General features: G+C 47.1%; 14 protein-coding genes. 3 read left to right on the forward strand and 11 right to left on the reverse strand.

Features of this window, described 5'->3' with window-relative positions:
* The first annotated feature begins 106 nt into the window (after nt 1-106).
* The 3 genes from Q369_RS0120635 to Q369_RS0120645 all read left to right on the forward strand — a co-directional run bounded on the left by Q369_RS0120635 (nt 107) and on the right by Q369_RS0120645 (nt 4,380).
* Entirely contained in the window at nt 107-2,776 is a 2,670-nt protein-coding gene (locus Q369_RS0120635) for a T9SS type A sorting domain-containing protein (protein ID WP_051664176.1), read from the forward strand.
* Between the two features lie 66 nt (nt 2,777-2,842).
* Entirely contained in the window at nt 2,843-3,331 is a 489-nt protein-coding gene (locus Q369_RS0120640; RefSeq protein WP_157488264.1) for a hypothetical protein, read from the forward strand.
* Complete coding sequence (locus tag Q369_RS0120645; protein WP_031529662.1) at nt 3,328-4,380, forward strand: two-component regulator propeller domain-containing protein; 1,053 nt, start codon at nt 3,328-3,330, stop codon at nt 4,378-4,380. The genes Q369_RS0120640 and Q369_RS0120645 overlap by 4 nt, the downstream gene beginning before the upstream one ends.
* A 131-nt stretch (nt 4,381-4,511) precedes the next feature.
* Here the strand turns inward: Q369_RS0120645 and Q369_RS0120650 are convergent, their stop codons facing one another.
* From Q369_RS0120650 to Q369_RS0120695, 11 genes are all read right to left on the reverse strand, one after another.
* Complete coding sequence (locus Q369_RS0120650; RefSeq protein WP_031529663.1) at nt 4,512-8,459, reverse strand: hybrid sensor histidine kinase/response regulator transcription factor; 3,948 nt, start codon at nt 8,457-8,459, stop codon at nt 4,512-4,514.
* Between the two features lie 118 nt (nt 8,460-8,577).
* Entirely contained in the window at nt 8,578-14,682 is a 6,105-nt protein-coding gene (locus Q369_RS0120655) for a choice-of-anchor Q domain-containing protein (protein WP_031529664.1), read from the reverse strand.
* A gap of 69 nt (nt 14,683-14,751) precedes the next feature.
* Nucleotides 14,752-15,267 carry a YceI family protein gene (locus tag Q369_RS0120660; protein WP_051664177.1) on the reverse strand — a complete coding sequence of 172 codons (516 nt, stop codon included), beginning with the start codon at nt 15,265-15,267 and terminating at the stop codon, nt 14,752-14,754.
* A 462-nt stretch (nt 15,268-15,729) separates the two neighbouring features.
* Complete coding sequence (locus tag Q369_RS29705) at nt 15,730-16,002, reverse strand: transposase domain-containing protein (protein WP_084165805.1); 273 nt, start codon at nt 16,000-16,002, stop codon at nt 15,730-15,732.
* A complete protein-coding gene (locus Q369_RS29710) occupies nt 15,986-16,240 on the reverse strand; it encodes an IS66 family transposase (protein WP_035333732.1) in 255 nt (84 codons plus the stop codon). The genes Q369_RS29705 and Q369_RS29710 overlap by 17 nt, the downstream gene beginning before the upstream one ends.
* 107 nt (nt 16,241-16,347) lie before the next feature.
* Nucleotides 16,348-16,872, reverse strand: coding sequence for an IS66 family transposase (locus Q369_RS29715; protein WP_035333733.1), 525 nt, complete (start codon nt 16,870-16,872; stop codon nt 16,348-16,350).
* On the reverse strand, nt 16,866-17,267 hold the full coding sequence (locus tag Q369_RS29570) for an IS66 family transposase (RefSeq protein ID WP_035333734.1): 402 nt from the start codon (nt 17,265-17,267) through the stop codon (nt 16,866-16,868). Before Q369_RS29570 ends, Q369_RS29715 begins: the two co-directional genes overlap by 7 nt.
* A 68-nt stretch (nt 17,268-17,335) precedes the next feature.
* Complete coding sequence (gene tnpB, locus Q369_RS0120675; protein ID WP_084165807.1) at nt 17,336-17,737, reverse strand: IS66 family insertion sequence element accessory protein TnpB; 402 nt, start codon at nt 17,735-17,737, stop codon at nt 17,336-17,338.
* Nucleotides 17,706-18,014, reverse strand: a complete 309-nt coding sequence (gene tnpA / locus Q369_RS0120680; protein ID WP_031529667.1) for an IS66 family insertion sequence element accessory protein TnpA — start codon at nt 18,012-18,014, stop codon at nt 17,706-17,708. Before tnpA ends, tnpB begins: the two co-directional genes overlap by 32 nt.
* 456 nt (nt 18,015-18,470) lie before the next feature.
* Entirely contained in the window at nt 18,471-18,842 is a 372-nt protein-coding gene (locus Q369_RS0120685) for a response regulator (protein ID WP_084165808.1), read from the reverse strand.
* A gap of 448 nt (nt 18,843-19,290) precedes the next feature.
* Nucleotides 19,291-19,818 (reverse strand): T9SS type A sorting domain-containing protein (locus Q369_RS0120695; RefSeq protein ID WP_035333738.1); only part of this gene is annotated, 528 nt, incomplete at its 5' end.

The following is a 19,818-nucleotide window of genomic DNA, read 5'->3' on the forward strand; positions in this document are numbered from 1 at the left end:
GCACTTATTGATTTGAGCCGAAGGATGAGAGAGGAGAATTGGGAGGTGCCGGTGGTGAGTTTTAGGAAAGCTTATTAACTGTTTCGCAACATAAACGTCCAAATCCATGAAACACTCTTACTACCTTCGTAAGGTTCAGATTGCCATGCCCATCAATTTGGTGCTGCTGCTAGTGTTTTTCGCAACACTAAGCAGTGCTCAGCAGCTTTCCTATGCTGACAGATCCGATGAAGCTCAGAAGCTCTTATCTTCGACTGCAGACGTGGGACGAAGCCTTGAAAATGGTCAGGTATATACCAGATCGTATTCCGAAAGACGCGGAGAAAGCAAACTCCGGAAAAGTTTCCGTGTTAAGATAAGCAAAGACGGCACATACCACTTGGTGGTGCATTTACTTGCCACCCGGGAAGTTCCCCTTAGCAATACCGTTTCTGAAAAGCTTTACCCGCTTCAGCAAGTCAGAGTCTATTTGGATGATCAAGATCTGGGGCCTCTTTCCATACAAAAAGAAGGATGGCATGTAACTGGCCTTGAGTCCGACAAGGCTCTGCCGCTGGCCGCAGGCGAGCATTTGGTGGTATTTGAAGCAGCAGCACCGTTTTACCCCGAAATTGACGTTATCAAGCTGGCTCTAAACAAAGAAGACGCCAAGTTGGACACTTCCCACTATGGTAAATATATAGAGTCCTTGATCGCCAACATGGAAAAGAACAAGGGAAACACTTCTAAACTGGAATTTACCGAGCCGGAAAAAAGGGAATCTGGCAGTCCTAACGCACGTGTAGCTTCAGCGGTGAACAAAACTACCAGTTGGGAAGTGTCGCCTTACACGTTGAGTAATCCCCTGGGTTTGTATAAACATACCATGACCTTGCCTGTCGTCTATACATACTATCGAAAGTTATATTTGACTAGCGGACAAAATGTGGTTTTCCATACCACACCCATATCAGGCAATGACTATTACACGGTAGATCCAGTGATGTATCTTTTTTGTGATGCTAATAAGAATCATGCATGGTCTAATGATGATCATACCGGACGGCATCCTCGAATACAGATCACCGTTCCCCAAACCGGAGATTACTACCTGGTATTGCGTGCGTACAGCAGCTACTATGCCTCTGCTCCGACAGGTTCCCAGGGCATTGTTGATGTTTGGCAAAACGGATCTTCGTTGAATACCAACATGCCTGTATCGGGTTATATGCTTGATGTGAGTACTTCTGAAAGTGGTACCTTGAATTATTTCACAGGTTTTTCCACGGGAATTCCCAAAATATGGATTGCAGAAGCGGGAACGCTTTCCCCTTTGCGTTACCACGGTTCGAGCTACTGGTATGCACCTCCAATGACCTATAACTGGTTTAATGACGCCCGGTTGCGATTGATCAAGAGCGGTTCGGGAAGTATGGATCTTAAGATGCTGGTATCAAGTGAAGGTGCATGGTACGTTTATTGGGGCAATGCAGACGCTTATGGCTCTGTAAGCCAAGCAGGCTCAGCTTTGGATCCCAGTTATTTCCCCAATCTACACGCAAATGACGCGATGCGGACAGCACCAGCTAGCAATTCGTACAATTGTACCTCGTGGGCTGGCGGCAGAACCGACCTAGGTAGATATTTTTGGGCGTCCAACTCTCCGGCAGGCGACAATTTGAGCAGTCCGTGGTACGTTTCAGGAAATTTTTATCAGTCGTGGGATAATTACTACGGGAACAGCCCTGCCAGGTTTGTAGGAGCACCTAACTATACAAGAACTGATGCAAACAGCTCGAACGGGGAAATTGCAATGTGGGGGCCTTCCAGTTATGAGTGGACTTTTACACATGCTTCACTCCGGTGGGAGTCTAACCGGATGCCTCACGGCTATGATTGGGAAAGTAAGCCTGGTGGGAATGAGCGAATTTTTCATCCCCGCGACGCCTTAAACAATCCTAACGGCTATGGGTCGATACAGTTCTATTATCGGGATGCCTCAAAATCCCCGTATCTTCGGGTAAATAACGTGGAAGAATCTGTCGCTTTGGGCCTGACGGTGTTGCCGCGGGTTGTGCTGGAAGCAGATGAAGAAAAAAAGCTGAATGATTTATTGAGTACTTCTACTTTACAAGCGGATCTTTTTAGGGAAAGGCTGCAGAAGTTGGCTGATCTCGCCAATTCCAAACCTTATGTTTTCCAAAGTACCTTTGATGAGCTCGGCAAATCTGATACTTACAAGGAGTTTGCAGAACTCTGTGTTTCAAATCCGCAGTACAATTATCTACTTGCCAAGACAGCATTCGATAATTCGACAGATACTTTCCTGCAGGAGCTCGCGGAGATTGTGTTTGTAAAGTTAACCCGCCAGAAATATGCATACATCATGGACGAGGTAAAAGCGGATTGGCAGAAAAATCATTTCACGAAAATGGGCGAGTATATCGCACCGTCTTCTAGGGCCAACGCGAAAAACTATATCAAAAAGGTGTTGGCATTATCCGAGTCTAAACGAGAGAGTGGGATTGAAGATAACTCTGAGAATTTTGTAGTTGCTCCTAATCCGGCAATAACTTATTCAAAGCTAAATTTCGTCTTAAAAGAGCCAGTCGCGGTGACTATTTCGATTACCGATGCATCGGGGGCGAATATTTTAACCCCAATCAGAAATCAAGTGTTAGATGCTGGTCAAAGAAGCATTGAGATAAATACCTCCAATTGGAAAGTCGGAATTTACATCGTCACATTTGCTTCGGGTAATAAAGTCTATACAAGGAAATTAATGGTAGGCAAGTAAAACCTGTTCCCTTCCAATGCGATTGTTATGAACATTGGAAGGGAATCTTTAAATTCGATCATGACGATGACCAATTTCACATACTGCGTCCTTTCTTTCTTCTTGCTGATTGTATCATGTAAGAAGGACGAGGTGTTGTCAGAAGGCACACTATTTGAAAAACAGGAAAAAGAGCAAGTTGACAAGTTGCTCTCCTCCAATTCGTCAACTTTCAGCAGCTCGCAGACCGAACGGCTCGAAAAACTCTATCAGGCGAGTATGCCGATGAGCAATATTGAAGCAGTTCGTCAACTAGATATTTACAAGCAAACACTTTCGGCATTTAGGGAAAATCCTCCGTCCGGTTGGGCAATACTGTTTTTGGAGATCGGTAAAAAAGATTCAAAGAATAGCGCCGAAGCGGGAGCATTATTGAGGGATTTAGCCCTGCCAAAATACCAGTTTATTCTCGACGAGCTTAAGGCTTCTGACGTTCTGGCGACAGACTTGATCTTCGTACAGAGATTGCTGAAACTCGATACATTTGGCGGCCTTATAAAGGATCCTTCGAAATGAAAGCGGCGACTTTGAAGGTACTTTGTCGGATTGCGCTTTTAGCATTAGTAATTGTTGGATGCAAAGCGCCAAAAACTGCAAATCCGGACGAACTGTCTGGTGAATGGAAAGCCTGGTATTCTCCATATTCACCCTACTTCATAAGTACTTTCGCCATTGATGAACTCGATAACAAATGGGTGTCTTGCCAGGGAGACAGCAGCGCATTGCGCATGCTCAATTCTTCCGGTTGGCATTATTTTAAGACTGAAAAACCAGGCGAACTGGACAGCTTTCTGAAAAGAATTTATGCTGATCAGCAGCGGATACTCTGGAAGGGAAGCGGTGTAGTTATCGATTTGAACACAGTCAAAAAGGTCAATGGAACCAGCAAGCGCTGGCAAGTCTATAATGTGGCGGATAAGAGAAAGTCCGCGGCACTGAAAATGGACGACGGCGGAGTTCTCTGGGAAGCTATGGAAGGCGGGGTCAGATGTTTCGACGGCAGATCTTGGACCAACCACATTATAACGGGCTTAAAAGGAAGTCAGGCAGTAAGAATAGTGTTCGATGGAGAGAATTCTTTATTGGTAAGTAATTTACCTGATATGGGCCAAAGAGGGCAGGTAATGAAAAGAGAAGGAAATACATGGACACAAGTCCTGGAGTGTGATCCGTCACATTGGGTGCCTACAATGCTGGTCGATCAACAAAATGTGTTATGGTTGGGCGTACTTTCCCGGGCAACCGTCGGGAATGAATTCGGGCAGGGGTTAGTTAGGATTCAGGCCGGTAAATGGACAAGCTACACGATTTCTAACAGCAGCATCCCCTCTAATTCGGTCGTTGAAATTTCGGAAGATAGGAATGGTAGGTTATGGCTGGGGACATATTCGGGAGGGGTGGGCTCTTTTGACAAAGAATCTACTTGGTCAGTTATCAACAAATCAAATTCTCCCTTGCCCTTTAACTCAGTGGAATTCATTGAATTTGATAAAAAGGGTGACATGTGGTTAGGAGTACAATTTAACGGGATAGCTCAGATCTCAAATGTATCTCGGATTCGTTGATGAAGCACAGGTATTTTTTTGTTTGCTGATAGTCTTGTGTAAATGGTTTCAGTAATGCCCGGGGCAGGCCGATCAAGCGCTTCTACTATCACTTGCAAACCAAGTCGGTGTTAGGCAAGCACCAGAATGCTTTAAGTAATATCTTTTTGGTAGTCGGATGGTGTCATGTTGTAAACATCCCGGAAACATTTGGAGAAATATGCTGGACTATCGAAACCGACTTTATAAGCGGATTCTGAACTGTTGAATCCTTGCCGGAGAAATGCTGCGGCTTTTTTGAGCCGGTAATTTCTAACCACATCACTGACGGTCATATCTGCTATTGCGCGCAGCTTCCGGTGCAGCTGCGAACGGCTCATGTTCATCCGTGATGCCAGCTCATCCACACTCACCGACGAGTTGTCCAGATCCTGATCCAGAACATCATAGAACCTGGTTAAGAATGGATCAAGTTCCTGTGTTACTTTGCGACTGTGTTCCTGGTGTGGCGTGGTTATCCGCTTTTGAATATAGGCGCGCAGCTTACGCTGGCGTTCGAGCAGGTTGTAAACACGCAGGTTCAGCTCAGGCACATGGAAGGGCTTGGTCAGATAATCGTCTGCTCCCTTCGTGAGCCCCTGCATACGGCTTTCAACAGCGGCCTTTGCTGTTAGCAGAATTACCGGAATGTGACTCGTATGCGTATGCTGTTTGATGAGCTGACAAAATTCAAAACCATCCATGACGGGCATCATCACGTCGCTAATGATTAGGTCGGGAATCGTGGACAGCGCTGCTTCCAGCCCCTGCTGCCCATTAGACGCTCTTTCTATCTTGTAACGCCCGGGCAGGCTTTCTGCAATAAAGTCGGAAAGTTCGGCATTGTCTTCCAGCAGCAGTATCCTTACTTCTTCGTCCTGGATAAGCGGTACTTCCCACTCATTCGTTTTGACTTTGACCGAAGTTTTCTCCTGTCCGGAGTCAACGGACTGATAGGGCATGCGGATACGGAACGTGCTTCCTCTACCTTCGATACTTTCCACCTCCACACGACCGCCTTGCAGCTCGGCAAGCTCTTTAACTAATGCCAAACCAATTCCTGATCCTTTCCCGGCAAGCATTTCATTTACTTCAATGCGGTAGTAACGGTCGAATACATACGCAAGTCTCTCTTTTTGAATCCCAATCCCGTTATCAGCAACGGAAAACACAATGTCACCTTGTTCCCGGGTCACTGAAACCTCGACACGTCCGCCTATGGGTGTAAATTTTAGAGCGTTTCCAATCAAATTACTCAGCATTCGTTCAAGCTTGGCCGCATCAAACCAAAAATCACCGCTGACTTGTTGATTAAAATCGATGTTGATATTCTTTTTCAATGCTTCTTCTCTGAAAAGGCTGAGTGTATGTGATATAAAAACACACAGGTCGCCTGCTGAGGGGTCTACTGTCAGCATTCCTGCATTAAGCCGTGAGAAATCAAGCAGCTGGTTAATCAGTGTTAATAGTTGCTCGGCGTTTCTTTTAACAGAGAGCAGCTTGCCGCCGTCCGAGGTTCCTGAATATTTTTGGATTAAGGGTGTAAGCGGCGAGAGGATTAGTGTGAGCGGCGTGCGGAAGTCATGGGTTACATTGGTAAAAAAGCGCTCCTTCATCTCCGACAATGCGCGCAGCTGCTGTGCCTCCTGCTTTTTGAGCTCCACTGATTTACGAAGCTCGATCTTAATTGTTTGAAGGCGCATCCAGTACCAGACGCTTCCGGCAATTACCAATACATAAAACAGGTAAGCCCACCAGGTACGCCACCAGGGTGGAAGGACTGTAATGTGCAGCTTCTTGATTTCATTGCTCCATTGTCCGGTTGTATTGCTGGCGTTGACCATAAATTCATAGCTGCCGGGTGGGATTTTGGTATAATTGGCAAATGGTATGTGGCCTGAATTAATCCATTCATTATCGTATCCGGACAACCGGAACCTGTATTGTAAATCCTGCGGCTGGTTGTACTGCAATCCTGCAAAAAACAAAGTGACTGTGTTCTGATCGTGCGGCAGGACAAGCTTATCTACCGCATTCAGAGGCTGTTTAAGGAATCCATCTGAAGATTGCGTAGCCGTTTCATTGTTTATTTTGAGTGAAGTAAGTGCGACCGCAGGCTGGTACACATCTTCTTTTATTTTATTGGGATCAAATAAGGTCCATCCGTGCGTCCCGCCGAAAGCCAGGCGACCATCCGGGAGCATCAACTGGTGAAAGCGGTTAAACTCGTCTTCCAATAGGCCGTGCCTGGTCTGAAAAACTTTTACTTTATGCGTAATCGGACTAAAACTGCACAGACCTTTATTGGTACCAAACCACAAGTTACCATATTGATCAGACAGTAATGTGTAAATAGTGTTATCAGGAAGCCCGGTGTTTGTATTGAAGATCTCCGCTTTCAATGTCTTTTTATCAAGACAAATCAAACCATTGCGACTGCCAATCCAGAGCAAATAGGGCCTGGATGGATCTTGTTTCAAACCTAAAAGCTGATTGGTCGGCAATGCACCGGGGCCCTGGTGATGTTTGAGTAGCTGCATTTTGCCCGACCTGCGATTGATGATGATCAATCCGTGCATTTCAGTAGTGATCCAGATCCGGTCGCGGTCCATTGAAATATCCTGGGGTGTCACGTTCGTGCCGAATTGCCGGCTTATTTCTCCCTGCGGCACAAGCCACTCCCAGGTTTTTTTATCCTGATGATAGATCAGGACATTTCGATTATAGCCAATTACAACAGGCGCTCCCTCCGGACTGATTGTGAGCCCTTTGATGCCAATCCCGGTCTCGGCAGGATTGGATATCTGCGTTAATCCCGGAAGCGAGTAAAATGTTTTGGTAGCAGGATCATACCTGACAATCTTTTCTTTCAGGCCGATCCAGAGAGCACCGCTTTTGTCGTATGCCGAGCGGATATGGTATCCCGAAGCAGCAAAGCCCTGATCTTTCGGTTTCCAATCGAACAACGCAGGCAGGGAGGCATTGAATGCAGTTTTCATAACATCGCCTGCAAACCCGTCCTGAATAGGGAAAGCCGGAAAAAACGGCGTTGTCAGATCCACCTGGAATATTCCGTGGGCGTTAGTGCCAAACCACACCAGGCCGGACTTATCTACCAGGAATGATTGAACAGGATTCTTGTCTTCCCTGGTTTTTCCATATATCAATGCCAGGCCTGTATCTTCCTTAAATCGGTAAAGATCGCCCCCCCGTTCAAAGTAGTCGGCACCATCAGGTCCTGTGCGGATCCATGATACCCCGCGGTCACTCTGTGAGTCGAATGGGATTTTCCTTAAAAATTCGCCTGTGGCAGAGGAAAAGAAATGAAGAAACCTGCGGTCCGCCCACATCAACTCGCCATTGCTACGCAGGTGCAGTGCCACCGGAAGCCGGACAGCATAACGGTAATCGTGGTAATCGGGCAGTTGGGGCGAGCCAAAGTTTTTGATCTTGCCAGTACGCCGGTCCAGGCTGCTGAGGCCGTACCTCGTTAATACCCAGAGCCGCCCATAGTGGCCTTCACACAGGCCCCACAAAGTGTCGCTGTCAAATCCACCCGATTTCCTATTATAAACCTTCGGTTTTACGCCATATTTGATCAACCCTTTCCCATCCATGATCCGCCAGAGCGTACCAGTTGAATCAGCTAGCCAGGCGCGGCGCAGAAAGACGCCGCTATTGAGCTTCATTGGTACAGAATGGTGCGCAACCAGCTCTGAAACCGGGTTCAGCTCATCTATTTCCCCCGATTCATGTTCAATCCAAATCTTGTCATTAAACTTCTTTATGTTGATAATGAGATTGGATGCAAGGATTGACTTGTCGGAATTGTTTTGCTGGAAAACTTTAAAATTTACGCCGTCGTAACGCGCCAGCCCGTTTCGGGTGCCAACCCAAACAAATCCTGCCTGATCCTGTTCTAACCCCGAGACAAATGATTGCGGCAGTCCCTCCCTGGTAGAGATCGTTCGGCTGGCCTGGGAAAGAGCGTTCGCGCAAGTCATACCCAACAGCAGCCAGACCAAATTGAAGTGAATTCCGAAAGGAGCTTTGATGAGCATTGAAAGGTTTATGCACGTTTTACGATTTTGTAAAACTAATGATAAACAGTAAAACCCCATGTCATACATTTTATCTGACATGGGGTTTTTGCTAGTTGAACACGAACCGATTTCGGGCCTAGTCTTTAATAAATCTTTGCATAATGTCTGTTGGCATCCGGATTAAATAGATCCCGGTTTGAAGGGTAGATATGTCAATTTGCTGCGTATCCGACGCTACACTGATCTTTTTTATAACAACACCTGCTTTGCTGATAATTTGCATTTCCGAGCCCGCCAGGCCAGCCGCTTTAACCCAGATCATATCCTTTGCAGGTACAGGGTAGACTACCAACTCTGTACTTTCAGCCAATTTCACGGCTATCACTTTGCTGAATGCAAAGCTGCCGTCCGCTTCCAGGATCTTGAGCCGGTAATAGGCCGCCTTACCCGTATGCAATTGTGCATCTTCATATTGGTAAATTGTCTGGGTGAGGTCATTTGCTTTCACACTTGCAATTTGCGCGAACCTTTTTCCATCGGAACTGTATTCAACGATGTACGCGACGATATTCTGCTGCTCGGCTACCCGCCATTCCAATGCGGCGGTTTTATTGTCACGGAATTTGCCGGTAAAGCTCACCAGCTTGACAGGCAGGGGACTACTCACTGAGCCGATGAAGAATCCACTGAATCCCGTCACCTCAAAGCTTACTTTCCAACGCTGGAAGCCGTAGTCCCACTGGATATCAGTGTCAGCAGGATCAATGGCTGTAACGCCCTCTGTATAACTGCCGGGCCCGCTACCGCCCTCCGCACTGCCATGGTACTGGTAAACCCGCAGGTTTGCCCGGCCCGCTACATCCTGTGGCTCAGAAGGGATCCGGTTGGATGAAATCTGGCTGTTGAAGGCGTCGAATTCAGCCTGTGTATAGTATAAGGTGACTATTGCAGTAGCAGTTTTCGCTTCCGATGTCGGTGAAATGTCGTAGTGTCGCTGCACATAAGGAGCGCCTTTGTCTGTATTCACCTGGCTATCTATCCAGGTCGTGATGGTGACATTGCCTGATAACGGAGAAGCGCCTTTCGATTCGATAGCGGCAACGCTCCGGCAGTTGTCACCTGTCACCTGGATCTCATACAATTTGCCGGCTTCTATGTTTACTCCCGTCACATTTCCATTCGCGGCAAGCCTGTCTGCCCCGATTGGAATATCGGCCTGGTATTCATAGGCGCCTGCATCCACAATGCCGTAGAGCCGTTCGTTGCCGGCAAGGTCTCCCAGGAGTCCGCTGAGAACATTCGCTGTTCCGATATTAACCGCCGGGCTGCAACCCTGCAAACTGAAATTGCCGTTTGGTGCATCTGTAAACAGGGGATCTGATGAAGTAATACCAACAACTGTTTTGTCGCCGATAATAGCAGCTTCGCCACCTTCCACAACACTGAAATACACTTTGCTGCTGCCTGCGCCAATAGTGTAGAGCTGGCTGCTTCCAGCCGATTGCGTGTTACCCCAAACAATCGTATTAATCAGTTCAGTCTCCGAATCCTGGTAATTATGGACAGCTCCGCCGTTTTGATACGCGGCGTTGTCTGTTATAGTCACGTTTACAAACCTGGGTTTGGCATCTTGATAACTGAACGCAGCCGCGCCGCTTTGCGCAGTGTTCTGATAGAAAAGTGAATTTGCAACAAGTGTCGTTCCCGGACCAATGTTGTAAATCCCGCCACCCCATGTGTCTGCGTGGTTTGCTTTGAAAACACAATGGTTGATCAACGGGTACGCCCGGTTGTTGAGCATTCCGCCACCTGTGTCTGCCGAGCCGCTGGTGATGGTAAAGCCGTCGAGCACGGCTGCGTTGGTAAGGCCATTCTGCTCATTGCGTACCACGTGGGTGCCGTTGCCTTTCAGAACCGTTTGGTACTGGTTCCAGCTTCTGTCTGTAAAAGCCGGGTCGCCTGCATTGGCAAACCCGCCATAAATTTTTACACCTTCTTTCATTGAGAAGTATTGTCCGGAAGCTGGCTGATACTCGCCTGCGGCTACCCAGACCTGCTGACCTGGTTGGGACTCATTAATCATCATTTGCAAATCACCAGAAGCATTTTGCCAGTTGTACCCGTTCCCTGTTCCGCCTTGCCTGACGTAGCGGATTTCCGGACCGCCATTTTCGTAAGCTCCCATATCAATTGTGCCTCCAAACACACGGGCATTGTTTGCCAGATCCTTCAAGCTCGCTGCGTCAATAAGGAGCTGAGTGTCTCCTGCATTGATAGCGGTACTTTGAAGTGAAAGTTGGAAATTGCCATTCTCCGCATTCACAAACAACGGATCTGCATCAATATTACCGCCGCCGTCTCTGCTGACATCTGTATTCCAGTTATTGCCTGATCCGCGGCTACCCTGGACAAGGCTGTTCCGGATCTCGGAGAATCCGTTTGTTCCGGGTCCTTCAAAGTTGCTTGTCTGACCAGCGACGTTGTTGCCCCAGATAATTGAGTTTCTGGTATAGAGGTCACTGCGCTCTACATATACACCCCCGCCCGTGCCGGAACCAGCACCGTTACCAGTGATGGTCACGTTGACCAGGAAAGGGGAGCTCGTATTCAGTATGTGGAACCCGCCTCCGCCAGCACCTGCTGTGTTAGATGTGATCAAAGCATTTTCCAGGCGGAAGTTGTTTGAAGAAAATCGGACCGATATCCCGCCGCCGACACCCGTAGCGCTGTTGTCTCTGATGATCAGGTTTCTCAGCAAAGGAGAAGCAGTCCTGTTGTAGATCCCGCCGCCTTCGGTCGCATTGCCACCTGTAATGGTGAAGCCGTCGAGCACGGCCGCATTTGTCAGCCCATTGTTGTAGTTAGAAACAACGCTGGCTCCATTGCCTTTCAGGATCGAAACATTGGCTGCGTAATTGCGGCTGGCCATTTCAGGGTTTCCTGTTACAGGAAAGCCGCCGTAGATTTTAACGCCTTCTTTCATGGAAAACGATTGACCGGAAGCTGGCTGGTATTCACCCGCAGCCACCCAGACCTCATTGCCGGATCTCGACTCCGCAATCATTGCCCGCAGATCACCACTCGCCTGATCCCAGCTGTAACCATTGCCAGTGCCGCCCGGTCTGACATAACGGATGGCGACATCCATGACCAGTTGATTTTCGTATGCGCCCATATCGATCGTACCGATGTGGATTCGGGCATTATTTGCCAGATCCTTTAAGTTGGCGGCGTCAGCGAGCAAGTCATTGTTGCCGGCATTGATGGCCGGGCTCCAAGTGAGAACAGCGAAATTGCCATTCTCTGCATCCACAAACAGCGGATCTGCATCAAAATTACCGCCACCGTCTCTGCTGATATCTGTATTCCAGTTATTGCCCGATCCGCGGCTTCCCTGAACAAGGCTGTTTTGAATAATGGAAATACCGTCCATTCCCGGACCTTCAAAATTTGCAGTGGCGCCCGCCACTTTGTTACCCCAGATGATACAGTTTCTTGTACTCAGATTGCTGCGCTCTACATAAACGCCGCCACTAGTACGATAGCTGGCCGTATTGGCTGCGATGGTAACATTGACAAGCACCGGGTCGCCGGTATTCAGTACATGAAACCCGCCCCCGCCAGTACCTGCTATATTGGCTGTAATCAGGGAGTTTTCCAGCCGAAATTTTTCTGAATTAAATTGTACCGATATTCCGCCGCCGACACCCGTAGCGCTGTTGTCTCTGATGATCAGGTTTCTCAGCAAAGGAGAAGCAGTCCTGTTGTAGATCCCGCCGCCTTCGGCCGCATTGCCACCTGTAATGGTGAAGCCGTCGAGCACGGCCGCATTTGTCAGCCCATTGTTGTAGTTAGAAACAACGCTGGCTCCATTGCCTTTCAGGATCGTAACATTGGCTGCGTAATTGCGGCTGGCCATTTCAGGGTTTCCTGTTACAGGAAAGCCGCCGTAGATCTTAACGCCTTCTTTCATGGAAAACGACTGGCCGGAAACTGGCTGATATTCACCTGCCGCTACCCAGACCTCATTGCCGGATCTCGACTCCGCAATCATTGCCTGCAGATCACCACTCGCCTGATCCCAGCTGTAACCACTGCCAATGCCGCCCTGTCTGACATAACGGACAGAGGCATCGATAACCTGCTGATTTTCGTATGAACCTATGTCAATCATTCCACCGAATACGCGTGTGTTATTTGCCAGGTCTTTCAGGGTTTCTGCATCAGCAAGCAAGCTGGTATTTCCGGCGTTAACCGCGGCACTTTGAGATGCGATTTGGAAATTGCCATTCTCTGCATCCGCAAACATTGGGTCTGCGTCAATATTACCGCCACCGTCTCTGCTGATATCTGTATTCCAGTTACTTCCTGAGCCGCGGCTACCCTGGACAAGGCTGTTTTGAATGATGGAAATGCCGTCCATTCCCGGACCTTCAAAATTTGCGATGGCGCCTGCAACCTTATTGCCCCAGATGATACAGTTTTTGGTACTCAAATTACTGCGCTCTACATAAACGCCGCCACTATTACGATAGCTGGCCGTATTGGCTGCGATGGTCACATTGACAAGCACCGGATCGCCGGTATTCAGTACATGAAACCCGCCACCGCCACCACCTGCTGAATTGGCTGTAATCAGGGAGTTTTCCAGCCGAAATTTCTCTGCATTAAGTTGCACTGATATACCTCCGCCGACGCCCGTCGCACTGTTGTCTTTGATGATCAGGTTCCTTAGCAGGGGAGAAGCAGTTCTGTTGTAAATCCCGCCTCCTTCGGTCGCGTTACCGCCGGTGATGGTAAAACCGTCGAGTACGGCCGCATTGGTCAAACCGTTATTGTAGTTGGAAACCACGCTGGCTCCATTGCCTTTCAGGATCGTAACATTGGCAGCGTAATTGCGGCTGGCCATTTCAGGCTTTCCTGTTACAGGAAAGCCGCCGTAGATTTTAACGCCTTCTTTCATGGAAAACGATTGACCGGAAGCTGGCTGGTATTCACCCGCAGCCACCCAGACCTCATTGCCGCTTACAGATTCATTAATCATCGCCTGCAAGTCCCCACTGGCCGTTTCCCAGGTATACCCTTTCCCTCCTGCACCCATCCTGACATACCGTATCCGGATATCAGCAGATTGAAAATATTCGTAGGCACCGATGTCCACTCGCTCGTCGGTAACCCTTGGATTGTTAGCCAGATCAATCTGACTAATAATATTGGATACATAGGCGTTTTCACCAGCATTTCTGGCAGGGCTGGATGCTTGGATGTGCAGCCCGTCGTCGTTTGTTCCGAAAATGTTATCTGCCCCCGCCGGATTTGCAACATTGATAAAAAGGGGATCCTGGTCCAACAGGCAATTTGTTCTGACGGTAGGATCATAGCTCAAGCGGTCCAGGTAAGTTGCGGTATTTTGAATGATGCAGTTTCTAAAGGTAGGTTGCGCACCCTGACCTATATAAATACCGCCCATTCCGGAAGGTGAGTTGTTGTTATAAACTGTGCAGTTGATAAATTCGGAATAACTGTCGCTATACTCATATATACCTGTGCCCTGGGAGCCGCTATTGTTAAAAATCAAGCAATTATAGAACTTAGGTGAGGAGGAATTACTAGCGGAAACGGCTCCACCCCAAAAACCGTCATTCTCTGTGAAAACACTATTATATATGACTGGGGATGAATGCTGATTATAGATCCCGCCGCCGGACTGCGAGACTTCCGTGCTGTTTTTTGTAAAAATGCAATTTGCAATAAAAGGGGAAGCGTAGTTGTTGTACATTCCACCACCCTCCACATTGCTGCCACCGGTAATAGTAAAACCATCAATAACCGCAGCAGTGGTCAGGCCATTGTTATTATTGGTTATTACCCTGCTATTATTTCCCTTTAAAATGCTTTTATAGCGATCCGGTGAAATGTTCCTTTGCACCAAACTTGTTTCAGTTCCTGAAAAACCACCCAAGATTTTAACCCTTTCCTTCATTGAAAAAGACTGTCCCGAAGCAGGCTGGTATTCACCCTGAGCCACCCAAACCTGATCGCCGGCTGATGACATATTTATAGTCGTTTGCAAGTCGTTGCTTGCCAGGTCCCAACTGCTTCCGTTGCCGCTGCCATTTTGTTTTACGTAGCGGATCGTCTGGGCGTTTGCGCTATATGCAAGCGTCAGTGCAATCAGCGCCACGGTAATGAATTGCTTGAGCCGGGCACTGAAATACACCGGTATTGTAAAGGTTTTCATAACTGATTTATATACGTAAATGAGATTCTGTGTATCGCTTACAGCGGTTACCATAAGATGTAGGGAGACTTAGTATTTATTGGCCACAAGCTTAAACTGCACATCAATGCCTGGCCTGACGTACATGCCATTCGCGACGTTTTCATCGCTGGCGTAGGTTATACCCCAAAGTTTACGGTCAATGCTTGTGTCGCCGGTAACTTCAAGTCTGTCACCCGTGGCATTTATTTTTACCGCGAAACTTACCGGGTTGGTTTTACCGAGTATTGTCAGCTCACCTGCGGCCAGAGAAATACCGGGCAGGTCCGGATTGGGCGTAAGGGATTTAATCTGAAAGCTGACTTCCGGATAGGCGGCCATATGGAAAAAGTCCGGGCTTTGCAGATGGCGAACCAGCTGATGTTTTAGCTCGTCGGTTGGCAGATTGATATTGATCAAAGAAGATACCGGCATATTAATCCGGCCGCCTGTGACCTTGCCTTTTTCATTGGCGAATAGCACGCCTGCTACTTTAATGGTCCCGTTGTTGCCACTGCCATCTTTCAAATAGCCCTTCCATTCCAATGCAGATGCCACCCCGTTCACGACGTAACGCTGTGATTTTTCATTGTCATCACAAGCTGATAGTAACAGGCAAATTATCAGCGGAGATAAACATATACTACAGATAAATGATAAATAGTTTTTCACAAGCTTTTCAATTTCAGCAGGTTATTTTCTGCTGCAAAATTGGCAAATCTTAAAAACCAGGGCTATAAGCCATGTTGCAAACACTATAATTGATGTTGCATCATGTAAAAGGTTATGGAGAATTCTGTGTCGCGCATCTCTGAATGTCAAATGACCTCCTGCTATATAGTTGATTAAACAAACTTGAAAGCAGCATGAATAAACATATTTGAAAAGATATATGACCATGACAGGCGAAATACTAGCCAGATGATAGGGGCGCTGAGTTTAACAATCCTTCATTGATTAAGTAATTTACGAGACGCTTCACATACGAAGCAATGGTTTTCAACAAGGTTGGGTTTCCTGGCAGGTAGTCTAAGCGTTCTGATTCCGGAACTTAATCCAGTTATTTGGAAGCAATTTATAAAGCTCTTTATGCTTATGTGATTGGATCCTTTCAAAGACATCTTTCAGCCATTCTTTTTCATCAATGCCGTTTTTCTTGCACGTAGCCATAAATGAATACATGGCAGCTGTCATTTCGGCTGCCTGGTGAGAGCCGGCGAACAAAAATGCATTTCTTCCGATTGCCAGGGTCCTGATTACATTTTCGGCCAAGTTATTATCAATCTCAATTTGTCCATGCAATGCATACGCGCTCAGCCCTTCCCAGCGTGGTAAGGAGTAAGCTATGCTTGACCGAGTGGAATTTTAGGCGGCCGCCGCGCGGGATTACCTGCGGAAGCTGCTGGGTCATCCACTCTTTTAATTCCAAAAGAACCGGGACCGATTCTTCCTGTCTTAACTTGGTTTTCTCTTCCCAATTCAGTCGATCTTCCCGCATCTGCTTTTCAAGCGCGTACAGTAACTGCATACGTTCGAGCACATACGTAGCCTTTTGGTGGTCGTATTTAAGAGCGTCTACGAATTTTCGAAGGGCATGGGCGATGCGCAGTAGACCAAAAGGATATCTGGATGGTTACCAAAGAGCTTTTAATAGACGGCGTACCCGTCGACCTGCAATATACCGGCGTAACCTTCCAGCATCTGTTTAGGCCCACTTTGATCACGGCCTTTCCGGTAATCAAACAGCGTCAGCTTATCACAGGGGGCATTATATCTCCACATGAAGCCTTGATGGATCCCATTTTTATAGTCTCTATCAAGCACTTTTAGAGGCGACTCATCGGCTTGTAAATACTTCTGATTGAGGACCAGCAGTTTTAAGAGCTCCCATAAAGGAATCAGATGGTGCCATCCCTTCATAATCCAATCGGAAGCTGTGAAAGCCGGAATATTTACACCCAATCGTCTGTACTTATCAATCTGCCGGTGAAGCGGAAGACCAAAAACGTACTTGTCAACAACCATTTGAGCGATGACTGCTTCCGAAGGAATGCCTTTATCAATGACACGGTCTGGAAGTGATGCGGTTATAATGCCCTCACCATTGGCACGGGCATATTTGTAACGGATATAACGCTTCACAAAAAACTCAGCAGGAATAAGGTCTAACACCTCAGTGACCTCTTCTCCGATGATGTTTCAGCCGGTAACGTCTTCGGTGGGTTCAATGATGATGATCTCACGGCGCAGGTTCTCAGGAAGCAGCATTCTTCCCGTTCCCTTTCCACGTTTTTTAGCGGAGCTTTTTCCTTTACAACGTCTGCGGCTTGCTGTGAAAGTTCTTCTTGTTGCTGCTGGTCGGTTCCTAGCTCAAAGAGATCAATCTGGTTTGCATCCGTGTGGACACCTGCCAGTTTTTCATTCTTTTTGCCGAATATATACCGCTTGTATTTATCAAGCTCAAAGTTCAGGGCCTGGATCTGTTCATCCTTTTCAGCGACTACCTTCCGATGAGCATCAAGTGCTTGTTCGTAGAGTAATTTATAGTCCGTCGCTGTATCTTCCATAACCCGAAGATACGGCCAAAAAACAGCCAAATCAAGCTTTTAAGGGGCTTTTTAGGTGAATCTCCTTCTTATTTTGTGACCTGATTTGCATGCTGATACCGCTTTCTGAGGCGAACCGAATCCAGCATTACGCCCTGCAAAAGAAGTGTCAGTTGCGGGGTCGCCCGGCGATGGCTGGTGATGGCTATATTTTCTGACTTCGGCCATTCAAAAGTGCCTTGTTCCAGCTTTTTAACATACATAGCAAAGCCATCCCGATCCCACTGAAGCAGACGAATCTGGTTAAGCCGTTTGCCCAGAAAAACGAAAACATCACCGCTCGATGGGTCAAAGCCCAATTCATTTCGGACCAAGCCAGCCAAACTGTATATTCCAAAACGCATGTCCGTCGGGCTCCGGTACAGAAAGTACCGGCAGCTGTGAGATAAAGCCAGCATATTAAAATACAAGCTTCCTGATAAAGGATGCATCAAGAAAACCGAATAGCTCTATACGCGCGCCCGACGGAAAGGTGATTGCTGCCAGCGCTTGTTGGGATTGTTCAATAGCCTCAGGCTCTTCACCTGGGATTTGGCTGAAACCACGAGCCGGTACCACAGCAGTTGAATTCCTGGTGCCGAACTTCTTTACCCAATAATTGAATTTATGGTATCCAATACCATTTTGATTGCAAAAAGCCTGTTTGCTAATGCCTTGCGTCTGCCATTGACCGTATAGCTTACGCATTTTTTCAGTCTCATTTTTCATGAAACAAGTTTACAAACTATACTAATATGCTAAAAGATGGTTCTATCGGACGGATCCGAATCGCCAGGCAATACACCTTTATTGGAGCCGTATAAGAACAAAAGGTGATTAGCTGTTCACATTTGAAGGATGTCATATGCGACTTTAATGGGCAAGGACAATCTAGCCCTTTTTTTCCGTGCAGGCCGCAACACTGAAGTATCCAAGTTTTGCACCAATCTTATTTAGCATGAACTGTAATATCTCTTCATACGAGTGTTATCTCTCGTGGACAGTTTGTCCTGCTTCATAAATGAAACGAAGCTGTCAAAATTCGTTTTTTGTGAAGAGGGGTAATGCATTGGTATTTGTACACATACATACGACCGTACGCATGTGCACAATTTTGTGTTATATAGATTTTGTCTATTGTTTCTTGCGGCCAGGAAATCGAATGAATGCCGCTCTTTGCTGTGCTTAGTACTTAGTTGTTGCAATTACCGTGGAGATCGCGGCTGCAAGCTCCTGCGGTTTAGACTGCTTGCTAATATATGCATTGGCTCCTGCCTGCAGGATGGCGTCTGCATAAACGTCTTTCGGGAAGGTCGAATAGATGAGTATGGGTAGATTTGGCTGAGTTTTGCGAAGCAACTGCATTTGCTGTTTGTATGTGTCAGAGTCTGCACCGATGTCTGTAATTATCAAATCCAGCTTGTTTGTAGATAAAATCGCCGCAGCGTCTTCAGGATTGGCAGCTTCGTGCAAAAAGTAGTCGGTCGATACTTCCGACATAAGAAACCGCATACCAATCCTTAGTAAAGTTTGTGAATCGATAAATAGTATGTTCATCACATGATTATTAAAGTTAAGATTATGTCGTCGGTGAATCAGGACAATCTGCCCAGGTGACGGAAGTATGTTTCGTCGCTGTCATCGGCTTAGCTCTTTGATATGATGGCTTTTGAGCCATCGCCGAAAGTGGGTTGCATTATCTGGTCTGTGATGTACAATTTTTCCATTTGTCAGTAAGATCACAAATCCGTCTGCGGTCTCAAGAAAACGTACCAGTTCCGCAGCAGAAGCAATAAAGCCATGATAGTTTTGCTCAGTACCGGGCTTCTTTTTGAAGTGGATAGATATCATACCTGAGATTACTGGAGTGCCTATGCTTAGAAGAAAATGAAAATTCATTTAAGCCCGATCTCTCGCAACCGGTTGGCTGTTCAGCCATGATCAATGTATGCATTAAGTGATAAAAATAGTCCGGCAGAGAATTTCCCTGCCGGACTGGTAAACGTTACCTGGTAACGGCTACTTTGTGTGTGCTGATAGTGCCGTCAAACAGGATCAGGGTAATCGTGTAAATTCCTTGCTGGAGCTTTGTGACGTCGATGCCTTCGGCTGACACTTTCTGGCTCTGATGGATTTTTACGCCTGATTTATTATACATAACGAGCTGCTTGACCTGATCGAAGTTGCGTACCATAAGCCTGTCACTAACCGGATTAGGGTAGGTGGCCAGAACAAGACCTGGTTCCAGGTAAGCAGACCGGATGCCGCTATAGGAGAACGTCAGATCTTTATCGATCATTTTCAAACGGTAGTAGTTGTTACCGCCAGCTGGATTTACATCCTTGAAGGTGTACTCAACCGCACTAGCGCTTTCGCCTTGCGCCACCACCGAACCGATCGTTTCCCATTGCTTACCAGAAAGGCTACGCTGGATTTCGAAACGGTCACTGTTTGATTCAGCCGTCGTCTTCCAGGTCAGTACTGCAACTTTCTCAACTGCTTTTGCATCGAAGCTTACCAATGTCACTGGTAG

Source organism: Dyadobacter crusticola DSM 16708, from assembly GCF_000701505.1.
GTDB classification, from domain to species: Bacteria; Bacteroidota; Bacteroidia; order Cytophagales; family Spirosomataceae; genus Dyadobacter; species Dyadobacter crusticola.